Origin of the sequence: Labrenzia sp. 011 (assembly GCF_003075075.1) — a bacterium.
Lineage (GTDB): Bacteria > Pseudomonadota > Alphaproteobacteria > Rhizobiales > Stappiaceae > Roseibium.
The window spans coordinates 170,151-197,029 of record NZ_QCYM01000004.1 but is presented as its reverse complement, the minus strand read 5'-3'; the positions used below and the strand labels follow the sequence as shown (position 1 = coordinate 197,029).

26 protein-coding genes are annotated in these 26,879 nt (G+C 63.7%); 13 read left to right on the top strand and 13 right to left on the bottom strand.

Annotated features, from left to right (window positions below; genetic code table 11):
- The first annotated feature begins 10 nt into the window (after nt 1–10).
- From DCO57_RS07095 to DCO57_RS07085, 3 genes are all read left to right on the top strand, one after another.
- Nucleotides 11–1,024: a KpsF/GutQ family sugar-phosphate isomerase gene (locus DCO57_RS07095; RefSeq protein ID WP_116698166.1), complete on the top strand. Its 1,014-nt coding sequence runs from the start codon at nt 11–13 to the stop codon at nt 1,022–1,024.
- Nucleotides 1,025–1,194: 170 nt separating this feature from the next.
- The gene (locus DCO57_RS07090) at nt 1,195–1,962 is read left to right on the top strand and encodes a MotA/TolQ/ExbB proton channel family protein (RefSeq protein WP_116698165.1); all 768 of its coding nucleotides are present in this window, start codon (nt 1,195–1,197) and stop codon (nt 1,960–1,962) included.
- A gap of 78 nt (nt 1,963–2,040) precedes the next feature.
- A complete protein-coding gene (locus DCO57_RS07085) occupies nt 2,041–2,895 on the top strand; it encodes a flagellar motor protein MotB (RefSeq protein WP_116698164.1) in 855 nt (284 codons plus the stop codon).
- 33 nt (nt 2,896–2,928) lie between these two features.
- Here DCO57_RS07085 and DCO57_RS07080 read toward each other — a convergent pair whose 3' ends face one another.
- The 10 genes from DCO57_RS07080 to DCO57_RS07035 all read right to left on the bottom strand — a co-directional run bounded on the left by DCO57_RS07080 (nt 2,929) and on the right by DCO57_RS07035 (nt 14,304).
- Nucleotides 2,929–3,384 (bottom strand): NfeD family protein, encoded by a 456-nt coding sequence (locus DCO57_RS07080; protein ID WP_116698163.1) that lies wholly within the window; start codon nt 3,382–3,384, stop codon nt 2,929–2,931.
- A complete protein-coding gene (locus DCO57_RS07075) occupies nt 3,381–4,367 on the bottom strand; it encodes an SPFH domain-containing protein (RefSeq protein WP_116698162.1) in 987 nt (328 codons plus the stop codon). Before DCO57_RS07075 ends, DCO57_RS07080 begins: the two co-directional genes overlap by 4 nt.
- Nucleotides 4,368–4,595: 228 nt before the next feature.
- Nucleotides 4,596–5,675, bottom strand: coding sequence for a ferrochelatase (gene hemH / locus DCO57_RS07070; protein WP_116698161.1), 1,080 nt, complete (start codon nt 5,673–5,675; stop codon nt 4,596–4,598).
- A 130-nt stretch (nt 5,676–5,805) separates the two neighbouring features.
- A complete protein-coding gene (locus DCO57_RS07065; protein WP_116698160.1) occupies nt 5,806–7,044 on the bottom strand; it encodes an AMP-binding protein in 1,239 nt (412 codons plus the stop codon).
- A 30-nt stretch (nt 7,045–7,074) separates the two neighbouring features.
- Nucleotides 7,075–7,929, bottom strand: a complete 855-nt coding sequence (locus DCO57_RS07060) for an ABC transporter ATP-binding protein (RefSeq protein ID WP_116698159.1) — start codon at nt 7,927–7,929, stop codon at nt 7,075–7,077.
- Between the two features lie 63 nt (nt 7,930–7,992).
- On the bottom strand, nt 7,993–9,324 hold the full coding sequence (locus DCO57_RS07055) for an ABC transporter substrate-binding protein (RefSeq protein WP_116698158.1): 1,332 nt from the start codon (nt 9,322–9,324) through the stop codon (nt 7,993–7,995).
- A 120-nt stretch (nt 9,325–9,444) separates the two neighbouring features.
- On the bottom strand, nt 9,445–10,521 hold the full coding sequence (locus DCO57_RS07050) for a branched-chain amino acid ABC transporter permease (RefSeq protein ID WP_116698157.1): 1,077 nt from the start codon (nt 10,519–10,521) through the stop codon (nt 9,445–9,447).
- Between the two features lie 10 nt (nt 10,522–10,531).
- Complete coding sequence (locus tag DCO57_RS07045; protein WP_116698156.1) at nt 10,532–11,485, bottom strand: branched-chain amino acid ABC transporter permease; 954 nt, start codon at nt 11,483–11,485, stop codon at nt 10,532–10,534.
- 15 nt (nt 11,486–11,500) lie between these two features.
- On the bottom strand, nt 11,501–12,322 hold the full coding sequence (locus DCO57_RS07040; RefSeq protein WP_116698155.1) for an ABC transporter ATP-binding protein: 822 nt from the start codon (nt 12,320–12,322) through the stop codon (nt 11,501–11,503).
- Complete coding sequence (locus tag DCO57_RS07035) at nt 12,319–14,304, bottom strand: AMP-binding protein (RefSeq protein ID WP_116698154.1); 1,986 nt, start codon at nt 14,302–14,304, stop codon at nt 12,319–12,321. The genes DCO57_RS07040 and DCO57_RS07035 overlap by 4 nt, the downstream gene beginning before the upstream one ends.
- A gap of 848 nt (nt 14,305–15,152) precedes the next feature.
- Here DCO57_RS07035 and DCO57_RS07030 point away from each other — a divergent pair.
- From DCO57_RS07030 to DCO57_RS07010, 5 genes are all read left to right on the top strand, one after another.
- The gene (locus DCO57_RS07030) at nt 15,153–17,531 is read left to right on the top strand and encodes a winged helix-turn-helix domain-containing protein (RefSeq protein WP_116698153.1); all 2,379 of its coding nucleotides are present in this window, start codon (nt 15,153–15,155) and stop codon (nt 17,529–17,531) included.
- A gap of 93 nt (nt 17,532–17,624) precedes the next feature.
- Nucleotides 17,625–18,146: an AraC family transcriptional regulator gene (locus tag DCO57_RS07025; RefSeq protein WP_116698152.1), complete on the top strand. Its 522-nt coding sequence runs from the start codon at nt 17,625–17,627 to the stop codon at nt 18,144–18,146.
- Nucleotides 18,143–18,628 (top strand): hypothetical protein, encoded by a 486-nt coding sequence (locus DCO57_RS07020; RefSeq protein ID WP_116698151.1) that lies wholly within the window; start codon nt 18,143–18,145, stop codon nt 18,626–18,628. Before DCO57_RS07025 ends, DCO57_RS07020 begins: the two co-directional genes overlap by 4 nt.
- A gap of 100 nt (nt 18,629–18,728) precedes the next feature.
- On the top strand, nt 18,729–19,661 hold the full coding sequence (locus tag DCO57_RS07015) for a pirin family protein (protein WP_116698150.1): 933 nt from the start codon (nt 18,729–18,731) through the stop codon (nt 19,659–19,661).
- Between the two features lie 145 nt (nt 19,662–19,806).
- Nucleotides 19,807–20,997: an MFS transporter gene (locus DCO57_RS07010; protein ID WP_116698149.1), complete on the top strand. Its 1,191-nt coding sequence runs from the start codon at nt 19,807–19,809 to the stop codon at nt 20,995–20,997.
- 53 nt (nt 20,998–21,050) lie between these two features.
- On the opposite strand, the gene DCO57_RS07005 is transcribed toward DCO57_RS07010, so the two are convergent.
- Nucleotides 21,051–21,974: a LysR family transcriptional regulator gene (locus DCO57_RS07005; protein WP_116698148.1), complete on the bottom strand. Its 924-nt coding sequence runs from the start codon at nt 21,972–21,974 to the stop codon at nt 21,051–21,053.
- A gap of 117 nt (nt 21,975–22,091) precedes the next feature.
- On the opposite strand from DCO57_RS07005, the gene DCO57_RS07000 reads away from it, so the two are divergent.
- From DCO57_RS07000 to DCO57_RS06985, 4 genes are all read left to right on the top strand, one after another.
- Nucleotides 22,092–23,024, top strand: a complete 933-nt coding sequence (locus DCO57_RS07000; protein ID WP_116698147.1) for a VOC family protein — start codon at nt 22,092–22,094, stop codon at nt 23,022–23,024.
- Nucleotides 23,025–23,029: 5 nt separating this feature from the next.
- On the top strand, nt 23,030–23,635 hold the full coding sequence (locus tag DCO57_RS06995) for an alpha/beta hydrolase (RefSeq protein WP_116698146.1): 606 nt from the start codon (nt 23,030–23,032) through the stop codon (nt 23,633–23,635).
- A gap of 182 nt (nt 23,636–23,817) precedes the next feature.
- On the top strand, nt 23,818–24,438 hold the full coding sequence (locus tag DCO57_RS06990) for a hypothetical protein (RefSeq protein ID WP_133192637.1): 621 nt from the start codon (nt 23,818–23,820) through the stop codon (nt 24,436–24,438).
- Complete coding sequence (locus DCO57_RS06985; protein ID WP_165814671.1) at nt 24,435–25,340, top strand: AraC family transcriptional regulator; 906 nt, start codon at nt 24,435–24,437, stop codon at nt 25,338–25,340. Before DCO57_RS06990 ends, DCO57_RS06985 begins: the two co-directional genes overlap by 4 nt.
- On the opposite strand, the gene DCO57_RS06980 is transcribed toward DCO57_RS06985, so the two are convergent.
- Together DCO57_RS06980 and DCO57_RS06975 are read right to left on the bottom strand one after the other, a co-directional pair.
- The gene (locus tag DCO57_RS06980; protein ID WP_116698143.1) at nt 25,337–25,792 is read right to left on the bottom strand and encodes an AraC family transcriptional regulator; all 456 of its coding nucleotides are present in this window, start codon (nt 25,790–25,792) and stop codon (nt 25,337–25,339) included. The genes DCO57_RS06985 and DCO57_RS06980 overlap by 4 nt on opposite strands.
- Nucleotides 25,792–26,244 (bottom strand): hypothetical protein, encoded by a 453-nt coding sequence (locus DCO57_RS06975; protein WP_116698142.1) that lies wholly within the window; start codon nt 26,242–26,244, stop codon nt 25,792–25,794. The genes DCO57_RS06980 and DCO57_RS06975 overlap by 1 nt, the downstream gene beginning before the upstream one ends.
- Before the next feature lie 270 nt (nt 26,245–26,514).
- Between DCO57_RS06975 and DCO57_RS06970 the strand changes: the two genes are divergently transcribed.
- On the top strand, nt 26,515–26,841 hold the full coding sequence (locus tag DCO57_RS06970) for a DUF1427 family protein (protein ID WP_116698141.1): 327 nt from the start codon (nt 26,515–26,517) through the stop codon (nt 26,839–26,841).
- Nucleotides 26,842–26,879: the final 38 nt, after the last annotated feature.

Here is a 26,879-nt window from a genome sequence, read left to right as displayed (position 1 = left end):
GATCAAACAGATGACAAACCCCTTGCCCGATCCCATCTCTGACGAAGACGTGGACATGACGTCGCTTTGCCTGGTTTCCGCCGAGCGCACCCTGGAAACGGAAATTGCCGGTCTGAGTGCGGTTCGGGCGGCCCTGAAAAACGGCCTTGCCGGGCCGTTCCAGCAGACCTTCGATCTCATTCGCAACAGCAGGGGCCGGGTCATCGTCACCGGCGTTGGCAAGAGCGGCCATATCGGCGTCAAGCTGGCCGCCAGCCTGGCATCCACCGGAACGCCGGCGTTTTTCGTGCATGCCAGCGAGGCAAGCCACGGCGATCTGGGCATGATCACCGAAAGCGATGTCGTTCTCGCCCTTTCCTGGTCCGGGGAAACCCAGGAGCTCGCGAGCATCGTCGGCTACACGAGGCGCTTCAAGGTTCCTCTGGTCGCCATCACCTCCCGTCAGGACAGCACCCTGGGCCGGTCCGCCGATGTGGTGCTGAAGCTGCCGAGCGTGGCGGAGGCCTGCCCGCACGGCCTCGCCCCGACGACATCGGCGCTGATACAGCTGGCCATCGGCGATGCGCTTGCCGTCGCGCTGCTGGAAGGCCGCGGCTTCACCGCACAGGATTTCCGCGTCTTCCATCCGGGCGGCCGGCTCGGCGCAAGCCTGAAGACCGCCAAGGATATCATGCATACCGGCGACAGCATGCCGCTGATGCCTGAATCGGCCCTGATGAGCGAAGGCATCGTTCTCATGACCCAGAAAGGCTTCGGTGTCCTTGGTGTCACCGACGAGCTGAACCAGCTCATCGGCATCATCACCGACGGTGACTTGCGCCGCCACGTGTCTTCCAACCTTCTGGAAAAGACCGCCGGCGAGATCATGACCCGGGCGCCGAAGACCGTGTCGCCGAGCACCCTGTCCGCCTCCATACTGGAACTGGCGAACAGCCTGGCGATCACCTCCGTGTTCGTCGTCTCGGACGGACGCCCCGTCGGCATTGTCCATTTGCACGACCTGCTGCGGATCGGCGCCGCCTGATTGCGGCCGCCGGCACCGCGCTTTTCTGCGCAAAAATGCGGCTCGGCGCGGAAAAGTTACTTTCCGGCGTCCGATTTCGCGCCGCATTAGGATTTGATTAGCCATAGTCCTCTTACACTGCGTCCAAGTTTCAATGGCTGTAGAGCCGAAGACCTTGGTGTGTGTACAGAATGGATCTGGCGACCCTCATCGGAATAGTTGGTGCCTTCGGCATCGTCGTTACCGCGATTTTTCTTGGCGGCAGTTTCGGCCAATTCGTTGACGTTCCCTCGATCCTGATCGTGATCGGCGGCGGTCTGGCCGCAACGCTGATCAGGTTTCAGCTTTCGGACATCGCCGCGGCTTTCGTGACCGGGTTCAAGGTCGCCCTTGCCGGGCGCAACGCAAGTCCCCGCGATCTGATCTCCGAAATCACCACACTTGGCGAGATCGTCCGCAAATCCGGTCCCCTCGGACTGGAAAATGTCGATGTGTCGGATCCCGTGCTGGCAAAAGGCGTCCAGTATGTCGCCGACGGATACGAACTCGATTTCATCAAGGAATCCATGGAACGCGAGCGTGATCTTCAGCTTTCGCGACTCGCCGAAGGCAAGCGCGTGTTCAAGGCGCTGGGAGATTCCGCACCGGCATTCGGCATGATCGGTACCCTGGTCGGCCTGGTGCAGATGCTGGCCAACATGGACGATCCGGCCGCCATCGGCCCGTCCATGGCCATCGCCCTTCTGACGACGCTCTATGGGGCGCTCATATCGAACATCATCTGTCTGCCGCTGGTGGACAAGCTCGACGCGAAATTCGATGTCGACGAGCTCAACCAGACCCTGATCATCGACGGCGTGTGCCAGATCCGGGAAAGCAAGAGCCCCGCCCTCATCAAGGAAATGCTCGTGGCCTATCTGCCGGAGAAGATTCGCGCCGAGCTGGTGGAAGCAGCCTGATGGCAAACGCCTGTACATGGGCCGTCTGACGGCGCCCTTTCGACGACGCCCGGCAAGAGACAACAAGGGTTCTAGGCAATGGCAAGGAAGAAACCGCAAGGTGGCGGCGGGGCTCCCGACTGGCTGGTAACATTCGCCGACCTGATGTCCCTGCTCGTGTGCTTCTTCGTTCTGATCATTTCCTTTTCCATTCAGGACAAGGAAAAACTCCAGGTGGTCGCCGGATCCATGCGCGAGGCCTTCGGCGTGAAGGATTCCGCCCGCAAGACCGGCATCATCGAGGTCGAGGGCATTCCGATCCGCGACTACATGAAGGATGTCAGCCAGATCGATCAGGAGAAGGATTCGGATTTCGCCCAGGAACGCCACGAAAAACGGCAGAAACAGGGTCCCGAAGCCAATACCCACGACACGCTGGAAGCCGAGATCGAAAAGCCGCGCCAGTTCGCCACCGCCGCCGCGTCCCTGCGTCAGGCCTGGCAGGAAATGCCGGAGATCACCGAGATTTCCAACAACATCATCCTGGAGGAATCGGAAGAGGGTCTGAACATCATGCTCGTCGATCAGGACGGCCGCTCGATGTTCCGCGAAGGGTCGAAATACCCTTACGAGACCACCCGGCGCCTGATCGCCAAGATGGCCCCCGTCCTGGCGCAGATGCCGAACCGGATCGAAATCTCCGGCCACACGACCTCCGGCCAGATGACGGGCGATCCGAGCTACACGGGCTGGGATCTTTCAAGCGAACGGGCCAATGTCGCCCGGCAGATCCTGTCCGAATACGGCGTTCAGGACGATCAGTTCTACGCGGTCATCGGCAAGGCGGATACGGAACCGCTGTTTCCGAACGATCCCTATCTCGCGGCCAACCGGCGGATCGGCATCCTGCTGAAATCCGAAGAACCGCCCTTGCCGGCAGGCCACAATCCGTAACACCGGCCGCCGGCCCTCTGCGCCCGGCGCGCGTTACTCGACGCGCGAGACGACCAGCCGCGCTCCGTCGATCGCATCGACACGCACCTTCGTTCCGGCGGGAAGATCCGGACCGGTGATCCGCCAGATGGTATCGTCGATGGACAGGTTCCCGGCTCCTTCGCTCAACGGTTTCGTCAGCGTGAACTCCCGGCCGATATAGCGGCTGCCGCGCTGATTGAGCCCCGGATCTCCCTTTTCGGAAGACAGCCGCGCCATCAGGCGCCGGCCGATCAGCAGGCTCACCAGCGACAGCACCACGAACAGTCCGACATGAACCTGCCAGCCGAAGCCGAAGGCCAGCGCCACGACGCCCACGGCCAGCGCCGAGACGCCGAACCACAGGAAGATCGTCCCCGGCGCCAGGATCTCCAGGGCCAGCAGGATGAGCCCCAGGACAAACCAGCTCCAGGGGCCCAGAAAGGCGATCAGGCTCTCCGTCAGACTCACGCGTCTTCTCCGTCGGGAGCGCCGGTGCGGGGAATGCCCGATGCGGACTTGTCGCTGCGCTTGTCATCGCTGAAGGCTTCCTTCGCGATTTCCCCGATGCCGGACAGCGCACCCAGCAGCGACGTTGCCTCCATCGGCAGGATCAGCGTTTTCTGATTGCGCGACGTGGCAAGTGCCTTGAAGGCCTCGACGTATTTGTTGGCGACGAAATAGTTGATCGCCTGAATATCTCCGGCCGAGATTGCCTCACTGACCATCTGGGTGGCCTTGGCTTCCGCCTCGGCTTCGCGTTCCCGGGCCTCCGCGTCGCGGAAAGCCGATTCGCGCCGGCCTTCGGCCTCCAGGATCAGCGACTGCTTCTGCCCTTCCGCCTTCAGGATTTCCGACTGGCGTTTGCCTTCGGCCTCGAGGATGGAGGCCCGCTTCTCGCGCTCCGCCTTCATCTGCCGTCCCATGGCATCGACCAGGTCGCGGGGCGGATTGATGTCCTTGATCTCGATGCGGGTGATCTTGATCCCCCAGGGCTCCGCCGCCGCGTCGACGACGCGCAGGATCTGGGCGTTGATCTCGTCCCGGTTCGACAGCAGACTGTCGAGATCCATCGACCCCATGACCGAACGGATGTTCGTCATGGTGAGGTTGAGGATGGCGTTCTGCAGTCCCAGAACCTCATAGGAGGCCCGCGCCGCGTCAAGCACCTGGTAGAAGGTCACGCCGTCGGCCGTGACGCTCGCGTTGTCGCGGGTAATGACTTCCTGCGAGGGAACATCCAGAACCTGTTCCATCATGTTCAGCTTGTGGCCGACCCTGTCGATGAACGGAATGATGAAATTCAGCCCCGGCATCAAGGTCTTGCGGTACTTCCCGAAGCGCTCGATCGTGTAGTTGAAGCCCTGGGGAACTGTCTTTACCCCCGCGAAAAAGACCAGAATGACCAGCACCAGAAGGGCGATCAGGAAAATGTCGAATCCCGCAAGTTGCATGAATGGCTCCCGTAAGCTCTTAAAATAGAACAGTCATAATGCCCCGTTTCGAGGTGTCGCACCAGCGCATTTGACGATGCTGGCGCGCGCCCCGTCGGGGATCGGAAATTTGCCGCGCAAGTCTGGACACCGGTCACGACACCCGTGTGAAGCCCCCTGTCTGCATCTCACCGGCTGTGGTCTACAGGAAGGTCCTGTCTTCTGCAGGCAGGCCGGGCCACGCGGCCGTCAGATCCAGCCGCCGAGTTCCCGGCGCACCACATGCGCGATGACGTCCATGCCCGGATCGCTGTCGTTCAGGCAGGGAATATGGCTGAAATTCTCGCCGCCGTTGTCCGTGAAGATTTCCGCCGCTTCCCCGGCGATCTCCTCCAGCGTTTCGAGGCAGTCGGCGACGAAGCCGGGATTCATGACGGCAATATTCTTCACCCCGTCCTTCGCCAGTTGTTCCACGGTCTTGTCCGTATAGGGCTGAAGCCATTCTTCCGGACCGAAACGCGACTGGAACGTCACGCGCAGCTTGTCCTCGCTCCAGCCGAGCACCTTGCGCAGCAGCCGTGTCGTCTTCATGCAGTGGCAATGATAGGGATCGCCGCGTTTGAAATAGGACTGCGGAATGCCGTGATAGGAGGCCAGCACCACATCCGGCTTGAAGTCCAGGCCTTCCAGATGCTGCTCGACGGACCTGGCCAGTGCCTCCACATAGACGGGATCGTCATGATAGGGCGGCACGGTGCGGATGGCCGGTTGCCAGCGCATGTCGAGAAGCGTCCGGCAGACCACGTCGTTGACCGTCGCCGTGGTGGCGGCCGAATATTGCGGATAGAGCGGGAACACCAGGATCCGGTCGCATCCCGCGTCCTTCAGGGCCTTCAGCCTGTCGGGAATGGACGGCTGGCCGTAGCGCATCGCCCAGTCGATCTTCAGGCGGCCGCCATCATCGCCGAGCATCTCCGCCAGCCGGTCCGACTGGTTGCGGGTGATGGTCCGCAGCGGCGACTCGTTCTTCTCGTGGTTCCAGATTTCCTCATAGGCCTTGCCGGATTTTCCCGGACGGGTCATCAGGACGATGCCGTAGAGGATCGGATACCAGATGGCCCTTGGCCACTCGATCACCCGCTTGTCGGACAGGAATTCGCGCAGGTAGCGGCGCATCGACCAGTAGTCGGTGCCATCCGGCGTGCCCAGGTTGACCAGCAGGACACCGACCTTGCCGGTCTTCACGGCGGGATGGTCCTGCGGCAGATGAACTTCCCGGAATTCCGCAGCCTGGTCTGCTGCCGGCGGGCGGGGAGATTGAACGGTCATGGGCGGAGCGTGTCCTGAATGTTTGTCTCTTTGCCGCTCTACATAGGTCAGGTTCGAACGAACGCCAATGCGGCAAAGAGCTTACGCAGGGAGAAACGCGCGGATCACCCGCCGCCGAAAGGATCGTGCCCTAGCCGTACTCCCGCTCATCGGCAATGACCTTGCCGTCGTTCGGCAGGCCGCCGGGGGGAACAAGCTGCACATCCCCCTTCAGCCGGGTCACTTCCCGCAGGGTCGCCGCCAGCCGGTCCGGCAGGCCGTTGCCCGTTTCCTCCGTTTCCACCGAGAGCGTCATGGCATCCATCTCGCCGATCCGGCTGACTTCAAGGCGGGCCTTGTGCACTTCCGGATGGGCGGAGACGATCTGCGCGATCTGCGCCGGGTCGATGAACATGCCCTTCACCTTGGTGCGCTGGTCGGCGCGGCCCATCCAGCCGGCAAGGCGCATGTTGGTGCGCCCGCACGGCGACTGGCCGGGAACGATCCTGGAAAGGTCGCCCGTGGCAAAGCGGATCAGCGGATAGAGACTGTTGAAACCGGTGACCACGAGTTCGCCCACCTCGCCATCGGCAACGGGTTCTCCGGTTCCCGGGCGGACGATTTCGACGATATAGTCCTCGTTGACCACCATCCCCTCGCGGGCTTCGGTTTCATAGGCGATGACTCCCAGATCCGCTGTCGCGTAACACTGGCTGACCGCGATCCCCTGGGCCTCATATTCCTCGCGCAGCGAGGGAAACAGCGCGCCGCCGGAAACGAGAGCCTTGCGGATGGACGTCATGGTCCGGCCCTGCTCGCGGCCCCGGTCCAGAATGACCTTGAGATAATCCGGCGTGCCGACGAATCCCGAGGGCCTCAGGATCTCCACCGCTTCCGCCAGCGTGTCCGTATTGCCGGTTCCGGCGGGAAACACCGTGCAGCCCAGGGCGATGGCCCCCTGGTCCAGGATGAAACCGCCGGGCGTGAGATGATAGGAGAACGCATTCAGGATGACATCGCCCGCACGGAAGCCGGCCGCATGAAGACTGCGGGCACCGTTCCACGGATCCAGCCCCGGGGCCTGCGGTTCCCAGATCGGACCGGGAGACATGAACACCCTGGCCGCGGAGGACAGGGGCCCGGCCAGAAAGCCGCCGAACGGCGGGTCCGCGCGCTGCCTGTCCAGAAGCTCATGCTTGCGCAGCACGGGCAGGCCCGCAAGGGTGCTGCGGTCCTGCACGGCGCCGATGTCGTGACCGTCCAGATGCGCCGCCCATGCGGGTGAATTGGCCACCGCATGCGACAGCAGGTCCGGCAATCTCGCAAAAAGGTCCCTCTCGCGCTGAGCCGGCGGCTGCCGCTCGCACGCATCGAACTGAGTGTCGCTCATGGTCGTCTCCGCCTGTTAATGCCCGCTAGATCAGGCCAGCCAGCGCTTCCGCCGCTTGTAATGTTTGACGTTCCTGAACGACCGGCGTCCTTCGCCGCCCACGCCCAGATAGAATTCCTTCACGTCCTCATTCTCGCGCAGCGCCTTGGCGTCGCCGTCCAGAACGATGCGTCCGGATTCCAGAATGTAGCCGTAGGTGGCGTATCTCAGCGCCACATTGGTGTTCTGCTCGGCCAGCAGGAAGGAAACGCCTTCCTTGTGGTTGAGCTGACGGACGATCTCGAAGATTTCCTCCACCAGCTGCGGCGCCAGGCCCATGCTGGGCTCGTCGAGCAGGATCATCTTCGGCCGGCTCATCAGGGCGCGGCCAATGGCGCACATCTGCTGTTCGCCGCCGGAGGTGTAGCCGGCCTGGCTCTGCCGGCGCTCGCGCAGACGCGGAAAATAATTGTAGACCATCTCGAGGTCGGCCTTCACCGCACCGTAGCCGTCCTTGCGGGTATAGGCGCCGGTGAGCAGGTTCTCCTCGATGGACAGATGTCCGAAACAGTGCCGGCCTTCCATCACCTGGATGCACCCGCGGCGGACCAGGTCGTTGGGCGAAAGGGCCTGAACCTCTTCCCCCTCGAACACGATCTTGCCCTTGGTGACCTCGCCGCGTTCCGCGCCGAGCAGGTTGGAAATGGCCTTCAGGGTTGTCGTCTTGCCGGCGCCGTTGGCGCCCAGAAGAGCCACGATACCGCCCTTGGGAACCGTGAGGGAAACGCCCTTCAGCACCAGAATAACGTGGTCGTAGATGACCTCGATATTGTTGACCGTCAGGATCGTCTCGGCCTTCTGCACCGCCGTGTCCTCTCCGGGCTGTTCGATATCAATCAGTGTCATTCCGTCCACTCCTGAGAGGCTCCGCCGCGCGCGGATGGTGCGCGCGGCGGAGCGGACTGCCAATCAGTTCGGGCAGGCTTCGGTCCGTGCCGGCCACGGCGCATTCTTCTCGGCGTATTCCTTGGCCGCTGCCTCGAGCAGCGGACGCACCAGATCGTTCATCGGTTCGATCCAGTCGGACGCCTGACGCCATTCCGTGCCGTTCCACTGCTGGATGAAGACCGGATTGCTGCCGGAATGGTCCTCGCAGGTGACTTTCATCGGATGGGCGAATCCTGCCAGACCCAGTTCCTTCAGCCGGGCCTCGTCCAGATTGAGCGCTTCCAGGCCCATGCGCATGTCCTCACCGGTGATGACCGTCTTGCCGGTCAGTTCCTGCGCGGTGCGAATGCCCTCGGCGATGATCACCGAGTTCAGGACGCCGCGGTTGTAGAGGGTCCCGCCGACGGTTTCCGGATCCGCCGAGCTCAGGCCGGCCTCGACCACATGCGTCTTGATGTCGTCGATCGCCGGGAAGTCGGGGCCGACGCCGGAGAAGTTCAGCGCCTTGTAGCCCTTGGCGCCTTCGCCGCCGGCTGCCGCGTCATCATCGCCCGCGGCCCACCACACGCCGATGAACTTGTCCATCGGGAAGCGGATCTTGACGGCCTCCTTGATGGCGGTCGGATTCATCGCACCCCAGCCCCACATGACCATGTAGTCCGGACGGTCGCGCCGCACGTTCAGCCATTGCGAGGACTGGTTCTGCATTTCCGCGCCCGGCACCGGATATTTCAGCAGTTCGAAGCCGTATTTCTCGGCAAGCTGCTCCAGAAGCGGGATCGGTTCGCGGCCGTAACCGGCATCCAGGAAGAGGTAGCCGATCTTCTTGCCCTTGAGGTTTTCAAGCCCGCCTTCCTGCTGGCCGATATACTTGATCACCACGGAAGCGCCGTCCCAGTAGGTGTCGGGCCCGTTGAAGACCCAGGGAAAGACATTGCCGTCCGCTGCCGCCGACAGGCCGTAACCCATGGACAGGACGGGGATCTTGTCGACGCTGGCCTTGGGGATCAGCTGCAGGGTGATGCCGGTGGAATACGGGTTGTAGACCAGCGCGCCCTTGCCCTTGGTGGCCTCGTAGCACTCGACGCCTTTCTGGGCGTTGTAGCCGGTCTCGCATTCTTCCAGCTCGAGCTTGACGCCGCCGATGCCCCCGTCCCGCTCGTTCAGCATCTGCAGGTAGTCATGCATGCCGTTGGCGATGTGAATGCCCGATCCCGCATAGGGGCCCGTGCGATAGGTCAGCAGCGGCACGTAGTTGCTGTCCTGCGCCTGGGCCGTCGGGGCCATGAGGCCCGTCAGACCGACGCCGAGAGCCACTGCCGTTCCCAAGGCAAATTGCTTGAAGTCTTTCATGTTTTTCCTCCCATACGGCGCAAGTCGATGCACGCCGCCGGACCGGTTGCGCCATTCCTCACCGGCCTGGTCCAGGGTCCGGATGGCGTTGCGAAAAGACTGGCAGTCCCCGGCCTGAGCCTAATAGGGGAACGGCCAGACCCTGAGCTTCTGTTTTGCGATCTGCCACAGCCGCGCAAACCCGTGCGGCTCGACGATCAGAAAGAAGATGATCAGCGCGCCGACGATCATGAACGTCGCGTGCTCCACGGTCTCCGCCGCGATGTCCATGCCCAGCATGCCGGGAACGAATTTCAGCAGCACCGGCAGAATCCAGATGAAGGCCGCGCCCATGAAGGCGCCCCCCAGGCTGCCGAGCCCACCGAGGATCACCATGAACAGGATCTGGAAGGACAGGCGGATCGAATAGGACGAGGGTTCGGCCGCGTTCAGCCAGAAGAACACCATCATCGCCCCGGCCACGCCGCAGATGTAGGACGACACCGCGAAGGCCATCAGCTTGGTCTGCAGGGGACGCACCCCCATCAGCTCGGCGGCGATATCCATGTCGCGGATCATCATCCACGAGCGGCCGATCCGCCCGCGCAGCACATTGGCCATCAGATAGGCGATGCCGGCGGTGATGCACAGGACGACGAAATAGCGGGTGATCGGCAGGGCCTCGGCCCCGGTGACGATGAAGCCGAACATCTCCCGGCGCGGCACTTCGATCGCGCCGGAGGCGTTGTCGTTGTAGAGCCAGGGAATGCGGATGAAGCACCATTCCAGGAAGAACTGCGCCGCCAGCGTGGTCACGGCCAGATAGAGGCCCTTGATGCGCAGGCTCGGCAGGCCGAACACGGCGCCGATGGCGGCCGAGAACACGCCGGACAGCAGCACCATGACAATGACATTGGCGTCCGGAAAGGCGGTGGTCAGCTTGTAGGCCGCATAGGCCCCCACCCCCATGAAGGCCCCGGTTCCCAGGGACAGCTGGCCGCAATAGCCGGTCAGCACGTTCAGGCCGATCGCCGCCAGGGCGAACACCAGGAAGGGGATCATGATCGACGTCAGGAAGAAATCGCTGGCGAAGAGGGGAATGGCCACGAAGGCGATCAGCAGGATGGCGGCGATGCCGATCCGGTCCTGCAGGATCGGAAACAGCGCCTGGTCCGCCTTGTAGCTCGTCTTGAATTGGCCGGCTTCACGGTAAAACATGGAAGGCTCTCTAAATCCGCTCGATGATGCGTTCGCCGAAGAGGCCTTGCGGCCGGAACAGCAGGAAGACCAGGGCGATGATGTAGGCGAGCCAGGATTCGACTCCTCCGCCCACCAGACCACCCCAGTAAAGCTCGCCGATCTTTTCGCCGAAGCCGATGATCAGGCCGCCGACGATGGCGCCCGGGATCGAGGTGAAGCCGCCGAGGATCAGCACGGGAAGCGCCTTGAAGGCGACGATTTCCAGCGCGAAGGACACATCCGAACGCGCCCCCCACATGATGCCGGTGGCCAGCGCCACCAGACCGGCGGCGAACCACACGATGGCCCAGATCTGGTTGAGCGAGATCCCCACGGACAGCGCCGCCTGGTGATCGTCGGCAACGGCGCGCAGCGCCCGTCCGATGCGGGTCTTGTTGAAGAAGAGGCCCAGCGCGGTGACCATGATCACCGCGATGACCGCCGCGGCGATGTCGATATGCTGCAGGATGATCAGCCCCCGGTCGCCGATCTCGAAGGCCGTCGAGCCGGTCGGCAGCCCCAGTTCTTGCGTGATCATCTGCTTGGGCTCGCCGCCGAAGACGAATTCGCCGAAACCGACGAGGAAATAGGTCAGGCCGATGGTCGCCATCAGCAGGATGATTTCCGGCTGGTTGACCAGCGGCCGCATCACCACCCGTTCCACCCCGTAGGCCAGAACCCCCATCACGCCGATGGTCAGGATCAGCGCCAGATAGGCCGGCACGCCGTTTTCATGCAGCCCCACCAGCGTCAGCCCGGCGAACACCACCATGATGCCCTGGGCGAAGTTGAACACGCCCGACGCCTTGAAGATCAGCACGAAGCCGAGCGCGATCAGGGCGTAGAGAATTCCGGCCACGAACCCTTCCCACAGGACCTGCAGGAAGAAATCCGGCATGTCGTACATCTGTACGAAGGGATCGATGAATATGTCGTAGAGCATAACTGTATCCCCCCGTTAATGGCTCACGCCGAGATAGGCGTCGATGACGGCCTGGCTGGCCTGGACCTCTTCCGGCGGCCCGTCGGCGATCTTCTTGCCGTAGTCGAGCACGACCACCCGGTCGGACAGGTCCATGACGACGCCCATGTCGTGTTCGATGAGGGCGATCGTCGTGCCGAATTCCTGGTTCACGTCGATGATGAACCGGCTCATGTCTTCTTTTTCTTCCAGGTTCATGCCCGCCATGGGCTCGTCCAGCAGCAGCAGTTCCGGCTCCATGGCCAGCGCCCGGCCCAGCTCGACCCGCTTCTGCAGGCCATAGGGCAGACGGCCCACCGGCGTCTTGCGGATCGCCTGGATTTCCAGGAAGTCGATGATGTCCTCGACCTTCCTGCGATGCGCGATCTCCTCGCGCTCCGCCGGGCCGCGCCACAGCAGCTGCCAGAAGAAATTGCGGTGCATCTTCAGCGACCGGCCGGACATGATGTTGTCCAGCGTGGTCATGCCCTTGAACAGCGCCACGTTCTGGAAGGTACGGGCGATGCCCTGGCTGGCGGCCTCATAGGGTTTCATCTTCCGCCGCACCTTGCCCTGCCAGGTGATGGTGCCTTCCTGCGGATGATAGAAGCCGTTGATGACGTTGAGCATCGAGGTCTTGCCGGCGCCGTTCGGGCCGATGATCGCCCGGATCTCGCCCTTGCGGATGTCGAAGGAGATGTCGGTGATCGCCTTCACCCCGCCGAAGGCCAGCGACACGTTGTCGACCCTGAGCAGCAATTCGCGCTCGCCGGCGTCCTCCACCGGTGCAGGCGCCCTGTCGGCGACAAAAGCGTTCATTCGGCAGCCTCCTGAAAGCTCTTGCCGGCGACATGAAGTGCCATGTCGCGGATTTCCACCGTGGCCTCGATGGCCCCCTTGCGGCCATCCTCGAAGGTGACCTCCGTGCTCACGTATTTTTCCGAAGAACCGTCGTAGAGCGCCTCGATCAGCGGCCCGTAGCGTTCGGTAATGAAGCTGCGGCGCACCTTCTGGGTGCGGGTCAGCTCGCCGTCATCGGCGTCCAGTTCCTTGTGCAGCACCAGGAAGCGCCGGATCTGCGCGCCGGCCATCATCGGCTCGCGGGCCAGATCCCGGTTGACCTGGTCCACATGGCCCTCGATCATCCTGTAGACGTCCGGGTGCGCGGCCAGTTCCTGGTAGGAGGCATAGTTGACGTTGTTGCGCTCGGCCCAGGAGCCCACGGCGGTCAGGTCGATGTTGATGAACACGCCCACCATGTCCCGCTCGTGACCGAAGGCGACCGCCTCCTTGATGTTCGGGAAGAACTTCAGCTTGTTCTCGATGTATTTGGGCGCGAACAGGGCACCGTCGGTCAGCTTGCCCACGTCCTTGGCCCGGTCGATGATCTTCAGATGGCCGTTGTCGGCGATGATGCCCGCATCGCCCGTATGGACCCAGCCGTCCTCGGTCTTGGTGCTCGCGGTGGCCTCGTCGTTCTTGAAATAGCCGACGAAAACCCCCGGCGAGCGGTACATGACCTCGCCGTTGTCGGCGATCTTCAGCTCCACCTGCGGCGCCGGCTTGCCGACCGTATCGCCGTAGATCTCGCCGTCCGGCTGCAGGGTGATATAGACGCTGGCTTCCGTCTGGCCGTAGAGCTGCTTCAGGTTCAGCCCCAGCGAGCGGTAGAACTGGAAGATCTCCGGCCCGATCGCCTCGCCGGCGGTGTAGCCGACCTTCATGCGGGTCAGGCCCATGCGGTTCTTCAGCGGCCCGTAGACCATGAATTCGCCCAGGCGATACAGCAGGCGGTCCTTCAGCCCCACCGTCTCGCCGTTGAGGATCTTCTCGCCGACCTTGCGGGCCACGCCCATGAAGTAGTCGAACATGGCGCGCTTGGCCTTCCCGGCGTCCTCCATCCGCACCATGATCATGGTCAGCATGTTTTCGAAGACGCGCGGCGGCGCGAAGAAATAGGTCGGGGCGATCTCGCGCCGGTCCACGTCGATCGTGTCCATGTTTTCCGGACAGTTGACGCAATAGCCGGCGGTGAAGGCCTGGGCGAGCGAGAACACGTGATCGCCGATCCACGCCATCGGCAGATAGGCGAGCACTTCCTCGCTCTCGTCCAGATGATCGAAGATATTGGCGTTGCGGGCCGACACGATCAGATTGTCGAAGGACAGCATGACGCCCTTGGGGCGCCCGGTGGTGCCCGACGTATAAAGCATCACGGCGATGTCGGCGCCCGTGGCCCCGGCAAATCCGCGCTCCCATTCATCGGCGAGCGACGGCGACTGGCGCAGCTTGTCGCGGCCGATCTCCTGGACGCTGGCATAGTCGTGCAGCCGGGTGTGGTCGTAGTCCCGCAGGCCGCGCGGCTCGTCATAGATGATATGCTGCAGCGACGGGACTTCCCCGGCCATGGACAGAAGCTTGTCCACCTGCTCCTGGTCCTCCACCACGGCGAAGCGGACTTCCGCGTGGCCGAGCACGAAGGCCATCTCCTCGGCGACACTGTCCGCATAGACAGGCACCGGCACGGCGCCGAGCGCCTGCGCGGCGACCATGGCCCAGTAGAGCCTCGGCCGGTTCGCGCCGACGATGGCGATCTTGTCTCCGGCCGTGAGCCCGAGAGACTGCAATCCGATGGAAAATGCGCGGATTTCTTCCAACACCCCGGACCAGGTCCAGCTTTGCCAGATCCCGAATTCCTTCTCCCGGAACGCCGTCCGGTTCCCGAGGACCTTCGCATTGTGCAAAAGGATCTTCGGAAAGGTGTCCTCCCCGCGCGGTGAAGCGCTGGCCGACCCAACCATATGTCGTTTCTTCCCCTGAAACATCCCGCGTCCGACGGAACGCGGACAAGATGCTTCATTCTTGTTCTGGAGGATCGCCCTGTCCGCGGTCATGCCGTGACAGCGGGCAAATCCCTTGAAGGCGCCCCGGTTGTTCCGGGGTCATTCCCTGCCGCCCATGAAACGCCCTGCCGCCGCAACCTTCAACCGGAAATTTCCGGAAATTGCCCTGCAGCCCGTTTCAGGACCGACACTGGCAAGCTAGGAGGAGGGATTTTCAGCAGTATGTTTCAATCATGTCGAATTGTTTCAATTGCGCTGCGGGTGCGAAGGGAGGGAGGGGCCCCGGAGATCAGGTCGGCGACCGTTGCCGGTCAGGGGCGGACAACAACCATCAGTTCGCCTGACTTCCGCTTTGCATGGTCATTTCGGTCCTCCGCCAGTTCAAGATCGGGACAGAAAACAGTCGTTCATTGCGACACAAACTAAGGTCGAGGATGGGCGGGGAATTGTGAATTCGCTGCACCAGAAACCAATGGCGGCAATGCGGACTTTCCGGTCATTCGCTGCGTGAGCAGCATGAGGCGTGCCATCGCGGCGAACGGTGCCGGACACCATCGTCGGGAAAACACGGTGATACCACAAGCAGTCACTCGAAATTAGCGCAGCATCCGGCACCTGCGAACCTACCCGCGACCTCTAACCATCATTGCCGCAGGGAAGTCGAGCAGAGCATTCCCCCGAAGAATTCGGTCCTAATTGCTAAGTTAAACTATTTCCGGTTGCCTTCACCGGAGAGCCCGGCAAGATACGCGTCCTGGGCCAATGTGCCCTCGACTCACAGGCGCGAAGCATACTTGCGGGTGCATATGATCCTTTCCTATTCTTTCGGCCCCTTTACCCTGGAAATGCCTTCCATGGACCTGAAGCACACGGGTGCGCCCGTGAAGCTTGGAGCACGTGCGCTGCGCCTCGTGGCGGCGCTGGCCGAGGCGCAGGGCGAGCTTCTTCACCGCAACGCCCTGCTCGAACAGGTCTGGGGCGGGCAGGCCATCGACGAGAGTGCCCTTCGTGTCCACTTGTCTGCCGCGCGCAAAGTGCTTGACCCTCTTGCCGGGCATCCGACCATCGTGAATGAGGCGGGGCGCGGGTATCGGTTGGCGCTGCCGGTTACCGTGCAAAGTGCAGCGGCTCAGGACAACAGGGGGATGGCGGGCTTGCCCCTGCGTCTGACCTCTATCATCGGTCGGGAAAGTGTCATCGCGGAGCTGTGCGAGGCATTGACCGAGCATCGGCTTCTGACCATCGCCGGGGCGGGCGGTATGGGCAAGACCACGGTCGGGATGGAAGTGGCGCGTCAGGTCTCCGCGCAACTGGCTGTGCCGCCTGTTCTGGTGGAGCTTGCCCCGCTGAACGACCCGGGAAACGTGACAAACAGCCTCGCCGCAGCGCTTGGCGGGACGCAGGAGGACGGACTTGACCGGATTGTAGAGACCCTGAGTGCCCGGCCGCACCTGCTGTTTCTCGACAACGGCGAACACGTGCTCGAAGCGGTGGCCGATCTGGCTGAAACACTCATGCAGCGCGTGCCAAGTCAGATGATCCTGCTCACTAGCCGCGAACCCATGCGGATCGAGGGGGAATGGGTGTACCGCCTGCCTCCGCTTGCCCTTCCCGAAGATCCGGCTGCCGTTCCCTCCAGCGCTGCCTGTCAGCTTTTCGCAGAGCGCGCCCGGGCCGTGCGCAATGATTTCGAGTTGGGCGCGGACAATGCGGAGGCGGTGGCCGAGATCTGCCGCACTCTGGACGGCATGCCGCTGGCGATCGAACTGGCCGCCAGTCGCAGCGACCTGATGACATCCCGGGACATTGCAGATGCCCTTGGCGACCGTTTTGCCTTGCTGACCCGTGGCCGGCGCACCGCACTCCCGCGCCACCAGACCCTACGCGCCGCACTCGACTGGAGTTACGGGCTGCTGGACGCTAGGCAGCAGGGCAGTCTTGACAGACTATCAGTGTTCCAAGGGCAATTCGTGCTGGAGGACGCGCGCGCGGTCATTGGGGAAAGTCCGCCGGTGACTCGGGACACGCTGCATGAGCTGGTATCGAAGTCGCTGGTGGTCAGTACCAGGGGCGGGTTTCGTTTACTGGAAACGACGCGGCATTACGGATTGCAGCGACTGGGGGAAAGCGGTGACCTGCGTGCTGCGCGTGAGGCCCATGTCAATCGGCTGCTCACGATTATGTCGGACACGGCGCTTGCCTGGGAAGGCGGGGCACAGCGCAACTGGCTGATCGGCAAGGCACGTTACTTGGAAGACTTGCGGGCGGCGCTTGACTGGACCAAAGCCCAAAGCGGGGGCGGACGGCAGACGCTGCACTTGCTGATCCAAGGAGCGCCTTTGTGGTTCCATCTGTCTCTCGCGTCGGAATACCTGTCGCGCGCGGAGGAGCTGCTGGCGCTTCTGGGCGAGGATCACGCCGATGCCGATCTGGTCGAACTTCTGAACGGGTACGGTCATGCCTTGTGGCATGTCCGAGGGCCGATCCCGGAGATGGGGGAGGCGTTTGCTCGGGCGCTTGAGGTCGCGCGCGGTCTTGAGGACGAGCCGTTGGTGCTCAGGTCGCTCTGGGGAATCTGGGCCCACGCGATCCTGGCAGGCGACTATGCCACAAGCCTGCGCCATGCCGAGGCGTTCTCCGCCCGGCTTCCGGCGGACACGGCGTTATCCAACCGTCAGACCGCGGATCACATGCGTGCCCTCTCGCATCATTTCCTGGGAAATCACGAGACCGCGCTAGAACTGCTGGAGGGGTTGATGCGTCTCGACGCGGCCCCGGAGCGCGAAACCCACTCAAACCACGCGCAGGTTGACGGTGGGATCGCGGCGATGTCCCTGTTGATGCGCCTGCAATGGATGCTTGGCGATCTGCCCGGCGCATTGGAACTTGCGCGCAGCTGCGCAGCCGCGGCGCTGGAACTGGATCATGCGCTTTCGGTTTCTTACGGATTGGCCATCGCCTGCATACCCGTGGCGCTGGCCGCGGAAGAAACCGCCTTCGCGGAAGAGCTTCTGGACGCCTTGCAGGCCACCACGTCGCGCCATGCTCTGCACCATTGGCGGATCTTTGTGGACGGATACCGTGGTAAGTCCACACCGGAGGCGAGCAAGATGCAGCGCGAGATGTTCGCGCTTGCCCGTGGCGAAACGGCCGGCGCCCCATGGTACCGCGCACCCGCCGCTTAACAGATCTTCACGACACTTAACTGCCGCCGGAACCGGCGATGCGTCATCTTCGTCTCAAGGCCGACATCGGGTCGGCAGAATGAGGAGTGACCCATGACCCCCCAGATCGTTACCTTCCCCTCCGTCCTGTTCAACGAAATGACGGCCGCTCTCGACGGGGCGCTTGCAGCGACCGTGGACGCCGATGTGCGCGCCCGGATCGTGGCGGCGCGCCGCCTGGTCGCCTCGGCCAGCGCGACGACGGCCGAGGCAGCGACGGGCGGTCTTGCCCCCTGGCAGATCGCGAAGGTCAGGGCCCACGTGGCGCGCAACATCGAACGGGGTCTGCCCAATGATGAACTGGCCGCGCTGACCCGCCTCAGCACCAGCTATTTCTGCAAGGCCTTCCGCGCCAGCTTCGGGGAAACGCCGCAGAAATTCGTCCTTTCGTGCAGGGTGGAGCAGGCCTGCACCCTCATGCTGGAAACGCTCGATACGCTGGCCGACATCGCCTATGCCTGCGGTTTCACGGATCAGGCGCATCTTGGCCGCCAGTTCCGTCGCGCCATGGGCACAAGTCCACATGTCTGGCGGCGGCATTTCGCGCAGGACCGCGCAGAGGGGCTTCTGGCATGACCTCGCAGGAGCAGAACGACGAAGGCCGGTTGATGCCGGCGATGGACGGGACCTGGCTGCCGACGGTCGAAGGGGTTGTCGAGATGTCGGCCCCCGCCGATCAGGGCATGCTGCTCCTGCACATCTGCGGTCCGGGTGCCCTCATGGCCGACCCCTCGGGTGAGGCGGGGGCGTTCCTAAGGATCCTGCCTGGCGCGACGGGCTGGCCCTGTCTGCTGGCCTGCATTGATGTCAGCGCGGCCAGGGACACCCTTTTGCTGATGCTCGATCCTCCTGATCCGGATCTCGAGATGCGCCGGCAGCTGACACGGGACGTCAACAGGGGCGTCACGCTGCCGGGCATCGTCTTCGGGACGAGCGTCCGCGATTTGCCACGCTGGATCGGTCAGTTCGCGGCGCAGCTGGCGGAGCGGGGCTATCGCGTCTGCACTGTCTACCTGGGGCCGCCTGACGCGCCGCCCACTGCCGCATCGGACGAATAGGCATCGCCCGTCCCGCTTTTCTCCTTGATGGTGAGGCAGGTCAGAAACCGCCGAACCGCTCCTTGATCCCCCCCTTGGCATATCCCGAAAGGACCCGCACATGAGCTGGAATCCCTCACAGAACCCCGACTGTCCCGATAGCGGCAGCCTCGACAGCATCGAGACGCTGATCATTCCCCGTGCCCGCGATCTTGGCGGGTTCGAGGTGCGCCGCGCCCTTCCGGCGCCCAAGCGCCAGATGGTCGGCCCCTTCATTTTCTTCGACCAGATGGGCCCGGCAGAATTCCTGACCGGCGGCGGCATCGACGTGCGCCCGCATCCGCATATCGGTTTGGCCACGGTGACCTATCTCTACAAGGGGGAATTCCATCACCGCGACAGCACCGGCGCCGACCAGATGGTCTATCCCGGCGAGGTGAACTGGATGATCGCGGGTGAGGGCGTCACCCATTCCGAGCGCACCAGCGAAGAGATGCGCACCAAACCCGGCTCGCTCTTTGGCATCCAGACCTGGGTGGCGCTGCCCGAACATGCCGAGGATCAGGCCGCGAGCTTTGAGCATCACGGACAGGAGGCGCTGCCCTTCCTTGATGAAGGCGGCAATCAGATCCGCCTGATCCTGGGGTCCGCCTATGGCGAGACGGCGCCGGTCAAGACCTTTACCGAAACCTTCTATGCCGATGCGGTGCTTGCCCCCGGTGCCGCGCTGCCGCTTCCGGACAATCACGAGGACCGCGGCATTTATGTCACCGAAGGGTCGATCATGGTGGCCGGCGAGACCTTCGAGGCAGGTCGCATGATGGTGTTCCGTCCCGGTGACCGGATCAGCGTCAAGGCCGGGGAGCGGGGCGCGCGCCTGATGCTGCTTGGCGGAGAGACACTGAACGGGCCGCGCTACATCTCGTGGAACTTCGTCGCGTCCTCGCAGGAGCGGATCGATGCCGCCAAAGAAGCGTGGCGGCAAGGGGACTTCACCCACGGCCGCTTCCACCTGCCACCGGGCGACGCGGACGAGTTCATCCCGCTGCCGTAACACGCACTCGGTTTCAAGCACATCCAGCCCGATGGCCCACGCTTCGCCCGGCCCGCACCTCGCGGGCCGGATGGGACCCTGCATCTTTCACCCACGCGGTCGGCCGCGCCTTCCGCCACCGGCGTACGCCTTTTCGGAGACCCCCATGACACAGACCGATACCAACTTCGAGGCGTCCACAACGCCTTCATTGCTGACCCGCCCCCTGCTGCTTGCGATGTCCGTCGCGGCGGGCGCGGCCGTGGCCAACATCTACTATAACCAGCCGATGCTGGAGATCATGCAGGGCGACCTTGGCGTGCGCCTGACCGGGCTGGTCCCCATGGCGACCCAGCTGGGCTATGCTGCTGGGCTTCTCCTGCTGGTTCCGCTGGGCGATGTCCTGCCGCGCAAGACCTTGATCCTGGTGCAGTTCCTAGCACTGGCGGCGGCGCTTCTGCTTGCGGCGCTCGCGCCCACGGGCGGTGCCCTTGTCGCGGCCTCTCTTTTGGTCGGGGCGACCGCCACGGTGGCGCAACAGATCGTGCCCTTCGCCGCGCACCTGGCGCGGCCCGAACGTCGTGGCGCTGTGGTGGGAACCGTCATGGCGGGTCTTCTTGCGGGTATCCTTCTGAGCCGCACGATTGCCGGCCTCGTCGGTGAATACTGGGGCTGGCGCGAGATGTTCGCCATAGCAGCCCCCGTCGCGGTCGTCTTCGGGGTGCTCATGGCACGCCTGCTGCCGTCCGAGCCCATGCAACGTGGCAGCGGCTACGCCCCCCTGTTGCTCTCGCTCTATGAAATCTGGAAAACGCAGCCCGTTCTGCGCCGGGCCGCGACGATCCAGGCGCTGCTCTTCGCCGCCTTCTCGGCCTTCTGGACGGTTCTTGCACTGTACCTCGACAGTCCGAAATTCGGGCTCGGGGCAGACGTTGCCGGGCTCTTCGGCCTGGTGGGGCTTGCGGGCATTGCCGCGGCGCCGATTGCAGGCCGGGTCGCCGACCAGCGCGGGCCGGAGCTGGTGATCCTGGCAGGCGCCGTGCTGACGCTCGGGGCCTGGGCGGTCTTCGGCCTGTGGGAGACATTGGTCGGGCTGGTCGTCGGCGTCGTCGTGCTGGATTTTGCCGTTCAGGCTGCGCTGATTTCCAATCAGCATGCGGTCTTCGCCCTTGGGGCGGATATTCGCGCCCGGGTGACCACGCTGTTCATGGGCGCGATGTTCCTTGGTGGAGCGCTCGGCTCCGGGGTGGCAAGCCTGGCCTTCCACTCCGGCGGCTGGACGGCCGTCTGCCTTGCGGGCGCGGCCTTCTCAGGGCTTGCGCTGGTCCTGGCCGTGACGCGGGGCGTGGGCCGGTGAACGGCCCCTTGTGTCTGCGATCCCCGTGTCCGGTTCCGCTGGCCTGCTGCTCTTCAGCCGGCAGGCCCCGCGCCGAAATCGAACCCGGCCAGATCACGGATATAGGCTTCGAAGAAATCGGTGAAGGTCGCCACCAGCGGCGGAAGCTTCTCGTAGGGCGGATAGTAGAGCATCAGGTTGAGCGGCGCGATCTGCCAGTCCGGCAGCACCACCTCCAGCACACCGGCATTCAGCCCGTCGCGCACCAGAAGATCAGGCAAGTTCACGATCCCATTCCCCGAAAGCGCCAGGGCGTGCAGGAATTCCCCATTGTTCGAGACCACTTCGGTGCCCGCCCTGACGCTGAGGCTCAGCCCGCCGCTGGCGAAGGTCCAGGTCTCTGCCACGCCCTTCGCCCCATAGGACAGGCAATGGTCGGGCAAAAGGTCTTCCGGCGCTGCGGGGCGCGAAATGCGCTCGAACAGGGAAGGGGCGGCCACCACACTTCGTGGCATCCGGCAGATCCGGCGCCAGATCGTCGACTTGTCTTGCGGCGGGTCGGAAATGCGGATCGCGAGGTCACACGTCCCTTCCAGAATGTCGACCAGCGTGTCCGTCAGCTGCAGGTTGATCGCGATATGCGGATAGGCGAGGCGAAAACTTGCCACCAGCCCCGGCATCAGCCGCATGCCGAAGGACATCGGCGCATTGATCGTCAGGCGGCCGCGGTCGGGCCTCGTGGTGCGCTCGATCTCTTCGGTGATGCGGTCGAACTCTTCCAGCACCGGGCGGTAGCGGGCAGCGACCATCGCCCCCATGCCGGTCAGCGACACCTGCCGCGTTGTGCGCAGCAGCAGTTGCTGGCCGAGATCCGCTTCGAGCTGCGCGACGATGCGGGTGATCGATGCGGGCGTCATCCGCAGACTGCGGGCGGCACCGGCAAAGCTGCCATGCTCGACGACGGACAGGAAGACGCGGATGGGTTTGATGCTCTGCATGCCGCAGTATTGTTATCATTCATCGAAACAGTAAATGCCGAAAAACTTCTATTTTTTGAAATTATCGATGCGCCTATCTTGGTCTCAACAGAAGCACACACCGCATGAGGACGAAAAATGATAAATGACATCAAGGGTCTGCACCACGTCACCTCGATGGCGGCGGACGCAGCAGAGAACAACCGGTTCTTCACCCAGACGCTTGGACTGCGCCGGGTCAAGAAGACCGTCAACTTCGATGCGCCAGAGGTCTATCACCTCTATTACGGCGATGAGATCGGCACCCCCGGTTCGGTCATGACCTACTTCCCCTTCGGGCGGATGCCGCAGGGCAAGCGCGGCACCGGCGAGGTTGGCGTGACCGAATTCGCCGTGCCCGAGGGGGGGCTGGATTACTGGAAGGGGCGGCTGGCCGATAGCGGCGTCAGCGGCCTGACGGAGAACAGCTTCCTGGGCGAGAAACGCCTCGAATTCGCCGGCCCGGACGGGGACGGGTTTGCCCTGGTCGAAGGCGCCGATCACGGCCGCACGGCCTGGACGGGCGCGGGCGTGCCCGAAGATGCCGGCATCCTCGGCTTTCACGGCGCCCGGATGCGGCTGCGCGACAGCGCTGCCACCGCCGAGCTGCTAACCTTCATGGGCTACCAGAAGGACGAGACCGACGGCAATGTGACGCGCTACCGGATCCAGGGCGGCAACGCAGCCGATACCATCGACCTCGAAGCCGTCGCAGGGGGCAAGGCCGCGGCGCAGGGGGCCGGATCGGTCCACCACATCGCCTTCGCGGTCGAGGATCGCGCGGCGCAGCTGCGGGTCCGTCAGGCGCTGGTCGACACGGGCTACCAGGTCACGCCGGTGATCGACCGCGACTACTTCTGGGCGATCTACTTCCGGACCCCGGGCGGCGTGCTGTTCGAGATTGCCACGAACGAGCCGGGCTTCGACCGCGACGAAGACACGGCGCACCTGGGGCAGGCCCTGAAACTGCCGTCCCGCTACGAACCCTACCGCGACCAGATCGAACCCTTTCTTCCCCCTATCGGAGCGTGAGAGCCATGGACACCACTGCAAGCTATCAGGCCCGCAGACGGGCACCCGAAGCCGGCGCCCCTCTCGTCTTCGCCTTTCATGGCACGGGCGGGGACGAAGACCAGTTCTTCGACCTGGTGCGGCAGATTCATCCCGGCGCGGGCATCGTCTCGCCCCGGGGGGATGTCAGCGAAGGCGGTGCGGCGCGGTTCTTTCGCCGCACTGGGGAAGGCGTCTATGACATGGACGACCTTGCCCTGCGAACGCGGCGCATGGCCGCCTTCATCGCAGAGGAATCGGGCAGGTACCCCGACGCGCCAGTTTACGGCTTCGGCTATTCGAACGGCGCCAATATCCTGGCGTCGGTTGTGATGGCGCAGCCGGAGCTATTCGCGCGGGTCGGCCTTTTGCATCCGCTGATCCCCTGGGAGGCGGGGCGGGTCGATCTGAACGGAAAGTGGATTCTGATCACCGCCGGACGGCGGGATTCGATCTGCCCCTGGCCATTGAGCGAGCGGCTGATACGCTGGGCAGAAGCGCAGGGAGCGCAGGTGGCCACCGAGATTCACGATGGTGGCCACGAGCTGCGGCAGGGCGAGATCACCGCCCTGGAAGACCTGCTGACCGGCTGATCTGCGCGGCGATCCTCCACGTGGCACATTACGGCGTGGCAGGAATCTACAAGACCCTGCCACGCCAACCGCATAGCCTTAGGACACTTCTTCATCGGACAGCCGCCGCAGCTGCCCCACGCGTACGGAGAGGGACCCTGCCCCTTGCGGGCAGCGCAGAACTTGCCAAACGGAGTGCCTGAATGCCATCGAAGACTGAAGGGAATTGCGACATCGGGCGATGCTTCGGGGTGCCGGCTTCCCCATGCCTGTCCATCCGCCCGGCAGGTGATCCCGCTCTCTCTGCTAGTCTGATCGACGTGCCTGGTCCGCTCTCGCAGGGCAGAGAGGTCCACCTGCCGGCCCGCGACGCCTATTTCCTCATGATCTACCTCGCGCCTGCGACACATGCCGATATCCTTCCTGACGGCACCCGCTTGCCGCCACGCCTTTTCCCGGCGCAGACGATCTGCCTCGTCGACCTGAAAGAGGGCGCGTCGATCCTGCTGCAAACCGACCTTCGGGCGATTGCCTTCGTCTGCCCCAAGGCTCTGCTAAAGATTGCGGCCCGGCTTTCGGAAAGTGGCAGTGCGCGCCTGACATGCCTGCGCGGCAAGGAGGACCCGGTGATCGGGCACCTTGCCGATGCGCTTTTGCCCTTGTTCAGACAAGCGGATGGTGAGGCACCGCTGCTCAGACACATCGCGATGGCGCTCTGTGCCCATCTTGTTCACACCTACGGCCTGCCCGATGACGCTCCGGCGCTTGCGGAGTGCAGCGGATGCATGCGGCCCGACTGTTCTTGCGGAGGAGCCCGGCAATGACCTTTGAATCGCGTGAAACCATCCCGACGCTCACCCTGTCATCGATGACGCTTTTCCGCTTGCTACAGTCCTCGCCGGACGAGACGTCCAGCCTCGTCCCGCTGCTGTGCGACGGCTATCTGATCGAGGTTCACATGCGACCGCTGAACCAGCATCGGCTGTGGCGCGATCACCGGTTGGTGTCTGAAGGGCATCTGCCCGAGGGGGCGGTTTCGATCAGGGACACCGGGGCGGGCTGGCGCGCCCAGTACCCCGAGGGCCTTGATGCGGCGGTCTTTCACATCCCCCATGCCCGGGTTCGCGACTTTGCGATCGCCGCGGGACGGCTGGAGTTCACCAGCCTGCATCAGGTGCAGGGCATTCACGATCCCTCGATTCACGGGTTGGCCCAGGCGCTGATGCCGGTGCTCGCGCATCGCGGGTCGGCCAGCCGGCTCTTTCTCGACCAGATGGGATGTGCCCTTCTTGCCCATCTGACGCAACGCTACGGCGGCCTGACCTACCCCTCGGCGCGCCGGGGCGGGCTGGCGCCTTGGCAGGAGGAGCGGGCCACCGAATTTCTTGCGGCGCATATGACGTGCGAAATCCATCTTGAGGAGCTGGCCGCCGCCTGCGACCTGTCGCGGAGCTATTTCAACAAGGCCTTCAAGATCAGCTTCGGCAAGTCGCCGATGCGCTGGCTGGCGGAATACCGCGTCGCAAAGGCCCGCGACCTGCTGAACACCGGGATGCCGATCAGCGAGATTGCCGTCGCCTGCGGTTTTGCAGACCAGAGTCACCTCACGCGTGTTTTCGCAGACATCATGGGCGAAAGCCCCGGTGTCTGGCGCAAGGCCCGGCAGAACGTTTCGCCGCCTCGCCGCACGGTGCCTTCCGAATTCGGCCGCCAAGCTGCAACCTAGCTCCGCAGGGTCTGGCGCCAACGCCCCGGTGAGATCCCCACCGCCCGCGTGAAGGCGCGGGTGAAGTGGCTTTGGTCGAGGAACCCGCAGCTCAGGGCGATATTGCTGAGCGGTAACCGGGTCCCGGCCAGAAGGTCGCGCGCCTTGTCGATCCGGCGCAGGGTCATCCAGCGATAGGGGGGCATGCCGGTCGACATCTTGAAGGCGCGGGTGAAATGCGAAGAAGACAGGCGGCAGGCGACCGCCAGCTCCGCGACGGTGACAGTCCCGTCGAGTGCCGCGTCGATCATGTCCTTGGTGCGGGCAAGCTGCCAGGGTGCCAGTCCGTGGGCCACGGGGAGCGTCCTCACCGTAGCGTCGCCATAGCTCACCGCAAGATGGGAGCATAACGCGAAGCCGACGTGATCCAGAAACAGCAAACTGGCCTCTGAAGTGCCGGCAAAGGCTGGCATCAGCGCACCGACCAGCCCCTAACGATGGGATCCGAAACACTCGCGCCCGGTGCCGGCGTCAGCGTCTCGATGCGGCGCGGGCCAAGATCCTCCTCGAGCGCGGTCATCGCCCGACGAGGGATATGGAAGTTCACGCAATCGAAGCTGGAGCGCAAGTTCGCCTGCCACGAGCGTTTGTAGTCGTAAAAGCTGAATGTGCCTTTTGGCAGGCCATCCACCGCGACATTCTTCCCGTCCACCCAGATGTCGCCCTGATAGTCCCTTCGCTGGTAGCTGAGCATGAAGGCGTCTTCCACCGCGTGCTGATCGGAGTAGCCGTGGTTCGGAGTGTCGCGGGTCAGCCGCGAAGCGGAAATGATCGCCTTGTCGAGGATCGATGCCCGGACTGTCTGCGCCTCACGGACACGCAGAAACTCCATCTTTTCGTTGCTGCTGGTTCCCTGTCCGGTCATCTCGCTCACCTCTCACGACTGCTTGGCCGAGATTACCTCAGCAAAACGAACTCAGTAAGTGAATTAGACCCAGACCTGACACCGTGCCCAGACATTTGGAGCCGCCGGCCGGTCATGGCGATCACTTCGTCATAAAATGGAGCACCAGAGACAAGAGCGCAGCGCGGTCGTTCGATAAATCTGTGGGTGTAGCGACAATCAAGCCCATCCGGCCAGCGCGCCGAAGGCAATAGCTACACCAAGTCCGCCACGCAAACCACGAGTATTCCGATGCGCCTTTATCTTGCCTCTCTCGCAGCCGGCGTACTGGTCGGAGCGATCTACAGCCTGCTCAATGTCCGGTCGCCGGCACCGCCGATCATCGCTCTGATCGGATTGCTCGGTATCCTGATCGGCGAACAGGCTGTGCCGCTTCTGCGGCAATGCTGGCGCAATGGCACCGTCGATGCCGTCTGGTACCGCACAACCTGCCATCCTCATATTTTCGGACATCTGCCCGGCGGCCCCCAACGGCCGCTCGACACGGCAAGGAACGGCGACCAGGCAGCTCCATCCCATCCTCCACAACCCGAAGGCCAACGCGATGACAAAACCTAGCCTGGGCGCTTTCAACATCAGCCGCCGCCAGGCCCTGC

Bases quoted from the DNA above. Each gene is read 5' to 3' on its own strand.
- DCO57_RS07050 (WP_116698157.1), bottom strand. From the start codon at position 10,521: ATGTTTTACCGTGAAGCCGGCCAATTCAAGACGAGCTACAAGGCGGAC.
- DCO57_RS07065 (WP_116698160.1), bottom strand. From the start codon at position 7,044: ATGAGCGACACTCAGTTCGATGCGTGCGAGCGGCAGCCGCCGGCTCAG.
- DCO57_RS07015 (WP_116698150.1), top strand. From the start codon at position 18,729: ATGAGCTGGAATCCCTCACAGAACCCCGACTGTCCCGATAGCGGCAGC.
- DCO57_RS07095 (WP_116698166.1), top strand. From the start codon at position 11: ATGACAAACCCCTTGCCCGATCCCATCTCTGACGAAGACGTGGACATG.
- DCO57_RS06995 (WP_116698146.1), top strand. From the start codon at position 23,030: ATGGACACCACTGCAAGCTATCAGGCCCGCAGACGGGCACCCGAAGCC.
- DCO57_RS06980 (WP_116698143.1), bottom strand. From the start codon at position 25,792: ATGCCAGCCTTTGCCGGCACTTCAGAGGCCAGTTTGCTGTTTCTGGAT.
- DCO57_RS07040 (WP_116698155.1), bottom strand. From the start codon at position 12,322: ATGAACGCTTTTGTCGCCGACAGGGCGCCTGCACCGGTGGAGGACGCC.
- DCO57_RS07005 (WP_116698148.1), bottom strand. From the start codon at position 21,974: ATGCAGAGCATCAAACCCATCCGCGTCTTCCTGTCCGTCGTCGAGCAT.
- DCO57_RS07010 (WP_116698149.1), top strand. From the start codon at position 19,807: ATGACACAGACCGATACCAACTTCGAGGCGTCCACAACGCCTTCATTG.
- DCO57_RS07020 (WP_116698151.1), top strand. From the start codon at position 18,143: ATGACCTCGCAGGAGCAGAACGACGAAGGCCGGTTGATGCCGGCGATG.
- DCO57_RS06985 (WP_165814671.1), top strand. From the start codon at position 24,435: ATGACCTTTGAATCGCGTGAAACCATCCCGACGCTCACCCTGTCATCG.
- DCO57_RS07090 (WP_116698165.1), top strand. From the start codon at position 1,195: ATGGATCTGGCGACCCTCATCGGAATAGTTGGTGCCTTCGGCATCGTC.
- DCO57_RS07055 (WP_116698158.1), bottom strand. From the start codon at position 9,324: ATGAAAGACTTCAAGCAATTTGCCTTGGGAACGGCAGTGGCTCTCGGC.
- DCO57_RS07035 (WP_116698154.1), bottom strand. From the start codon at position 14,304: ATGGTTGGGTCGGCCAGCGCTTCACCGCGCGGGGAGGACACCTTTCCG.
- DCO57_RS06975 (WP_116698142.1), bottom strand. From the start codon at position 26,244: ATGACCGGACAGGGAACCAGCAGCAACGAAAAGATGGAGTTTCTGCGT.
- DCO57_RS06970 (WP_116698141.1), top strand. From the start codon at position 26,515: ATGCGCCTTTATCTTGCCTCTCTCGCAGCCGGCGTACTGGTCGGAGCG.
- DCO57_RS07075 (WP_116698162.1), bottom strand. From the start codon at position 4,367: ATGCAACTTGCGGGATTCGACATTTTCCTGATCGCCCTTCTGGTGCTG.
- DCO57_RS07030 (WP_116698153.1), top strand. From the start codon at position 15,153: ATGATCCTTTCCTATTCTTTCGGCCCCTTTACCCTGGAAATGCCTTCC.
- DCO57_RS07085 (WP_116698164.1), top strand. From the start codon at position 2,041: ATGGCAAGGAAGAAACCGCAAGGTGGCGGCGGGGCTCCCGACTGGCTG.
- DCO57_RS07045 (WP_116698156.1), bottom strand. From the start codon at position 11,485: ATGCTCTACGACATATTCATCGATCCCTTCGTACAGATGTACGACATG.
- DCO57_RS06990 (WP_133192637.1), top strand. From the start codon at position 23,818: ATGCCATCGAAGACTGAAGGGAATTGCGACATCGGGCGATGCTTCGGG.
- DCO57_RS07025 (WP_116698152.1), top strand. From the start codon at position 17,625: ATGACCCCCCAGATCGTTACCTTCCCCTCCGTCCTGTTCAACGAAATG.
- DCO57_RS07060 (WP_116698159.1), bottom strand. From the start codon at position 7,929: ATGACACTGATTGATATCGAACAGCCCGGAGAGGACACGGCGGTGCAG.
- DCO57_RS07000 (WP_116698147.1), top strand. From the start codon at position 22,092: ATGATAAATGACATCAAGGGTCTGCACCACGTCACCTCGATGGCGGCG.
- hemH (WP_116698161.1), bottom strand. From the start codon at position 5,675: ATGACCGTTCAATCTCCCCGCCCGCCGGCAGCAGACCAGGCTGCGGAA.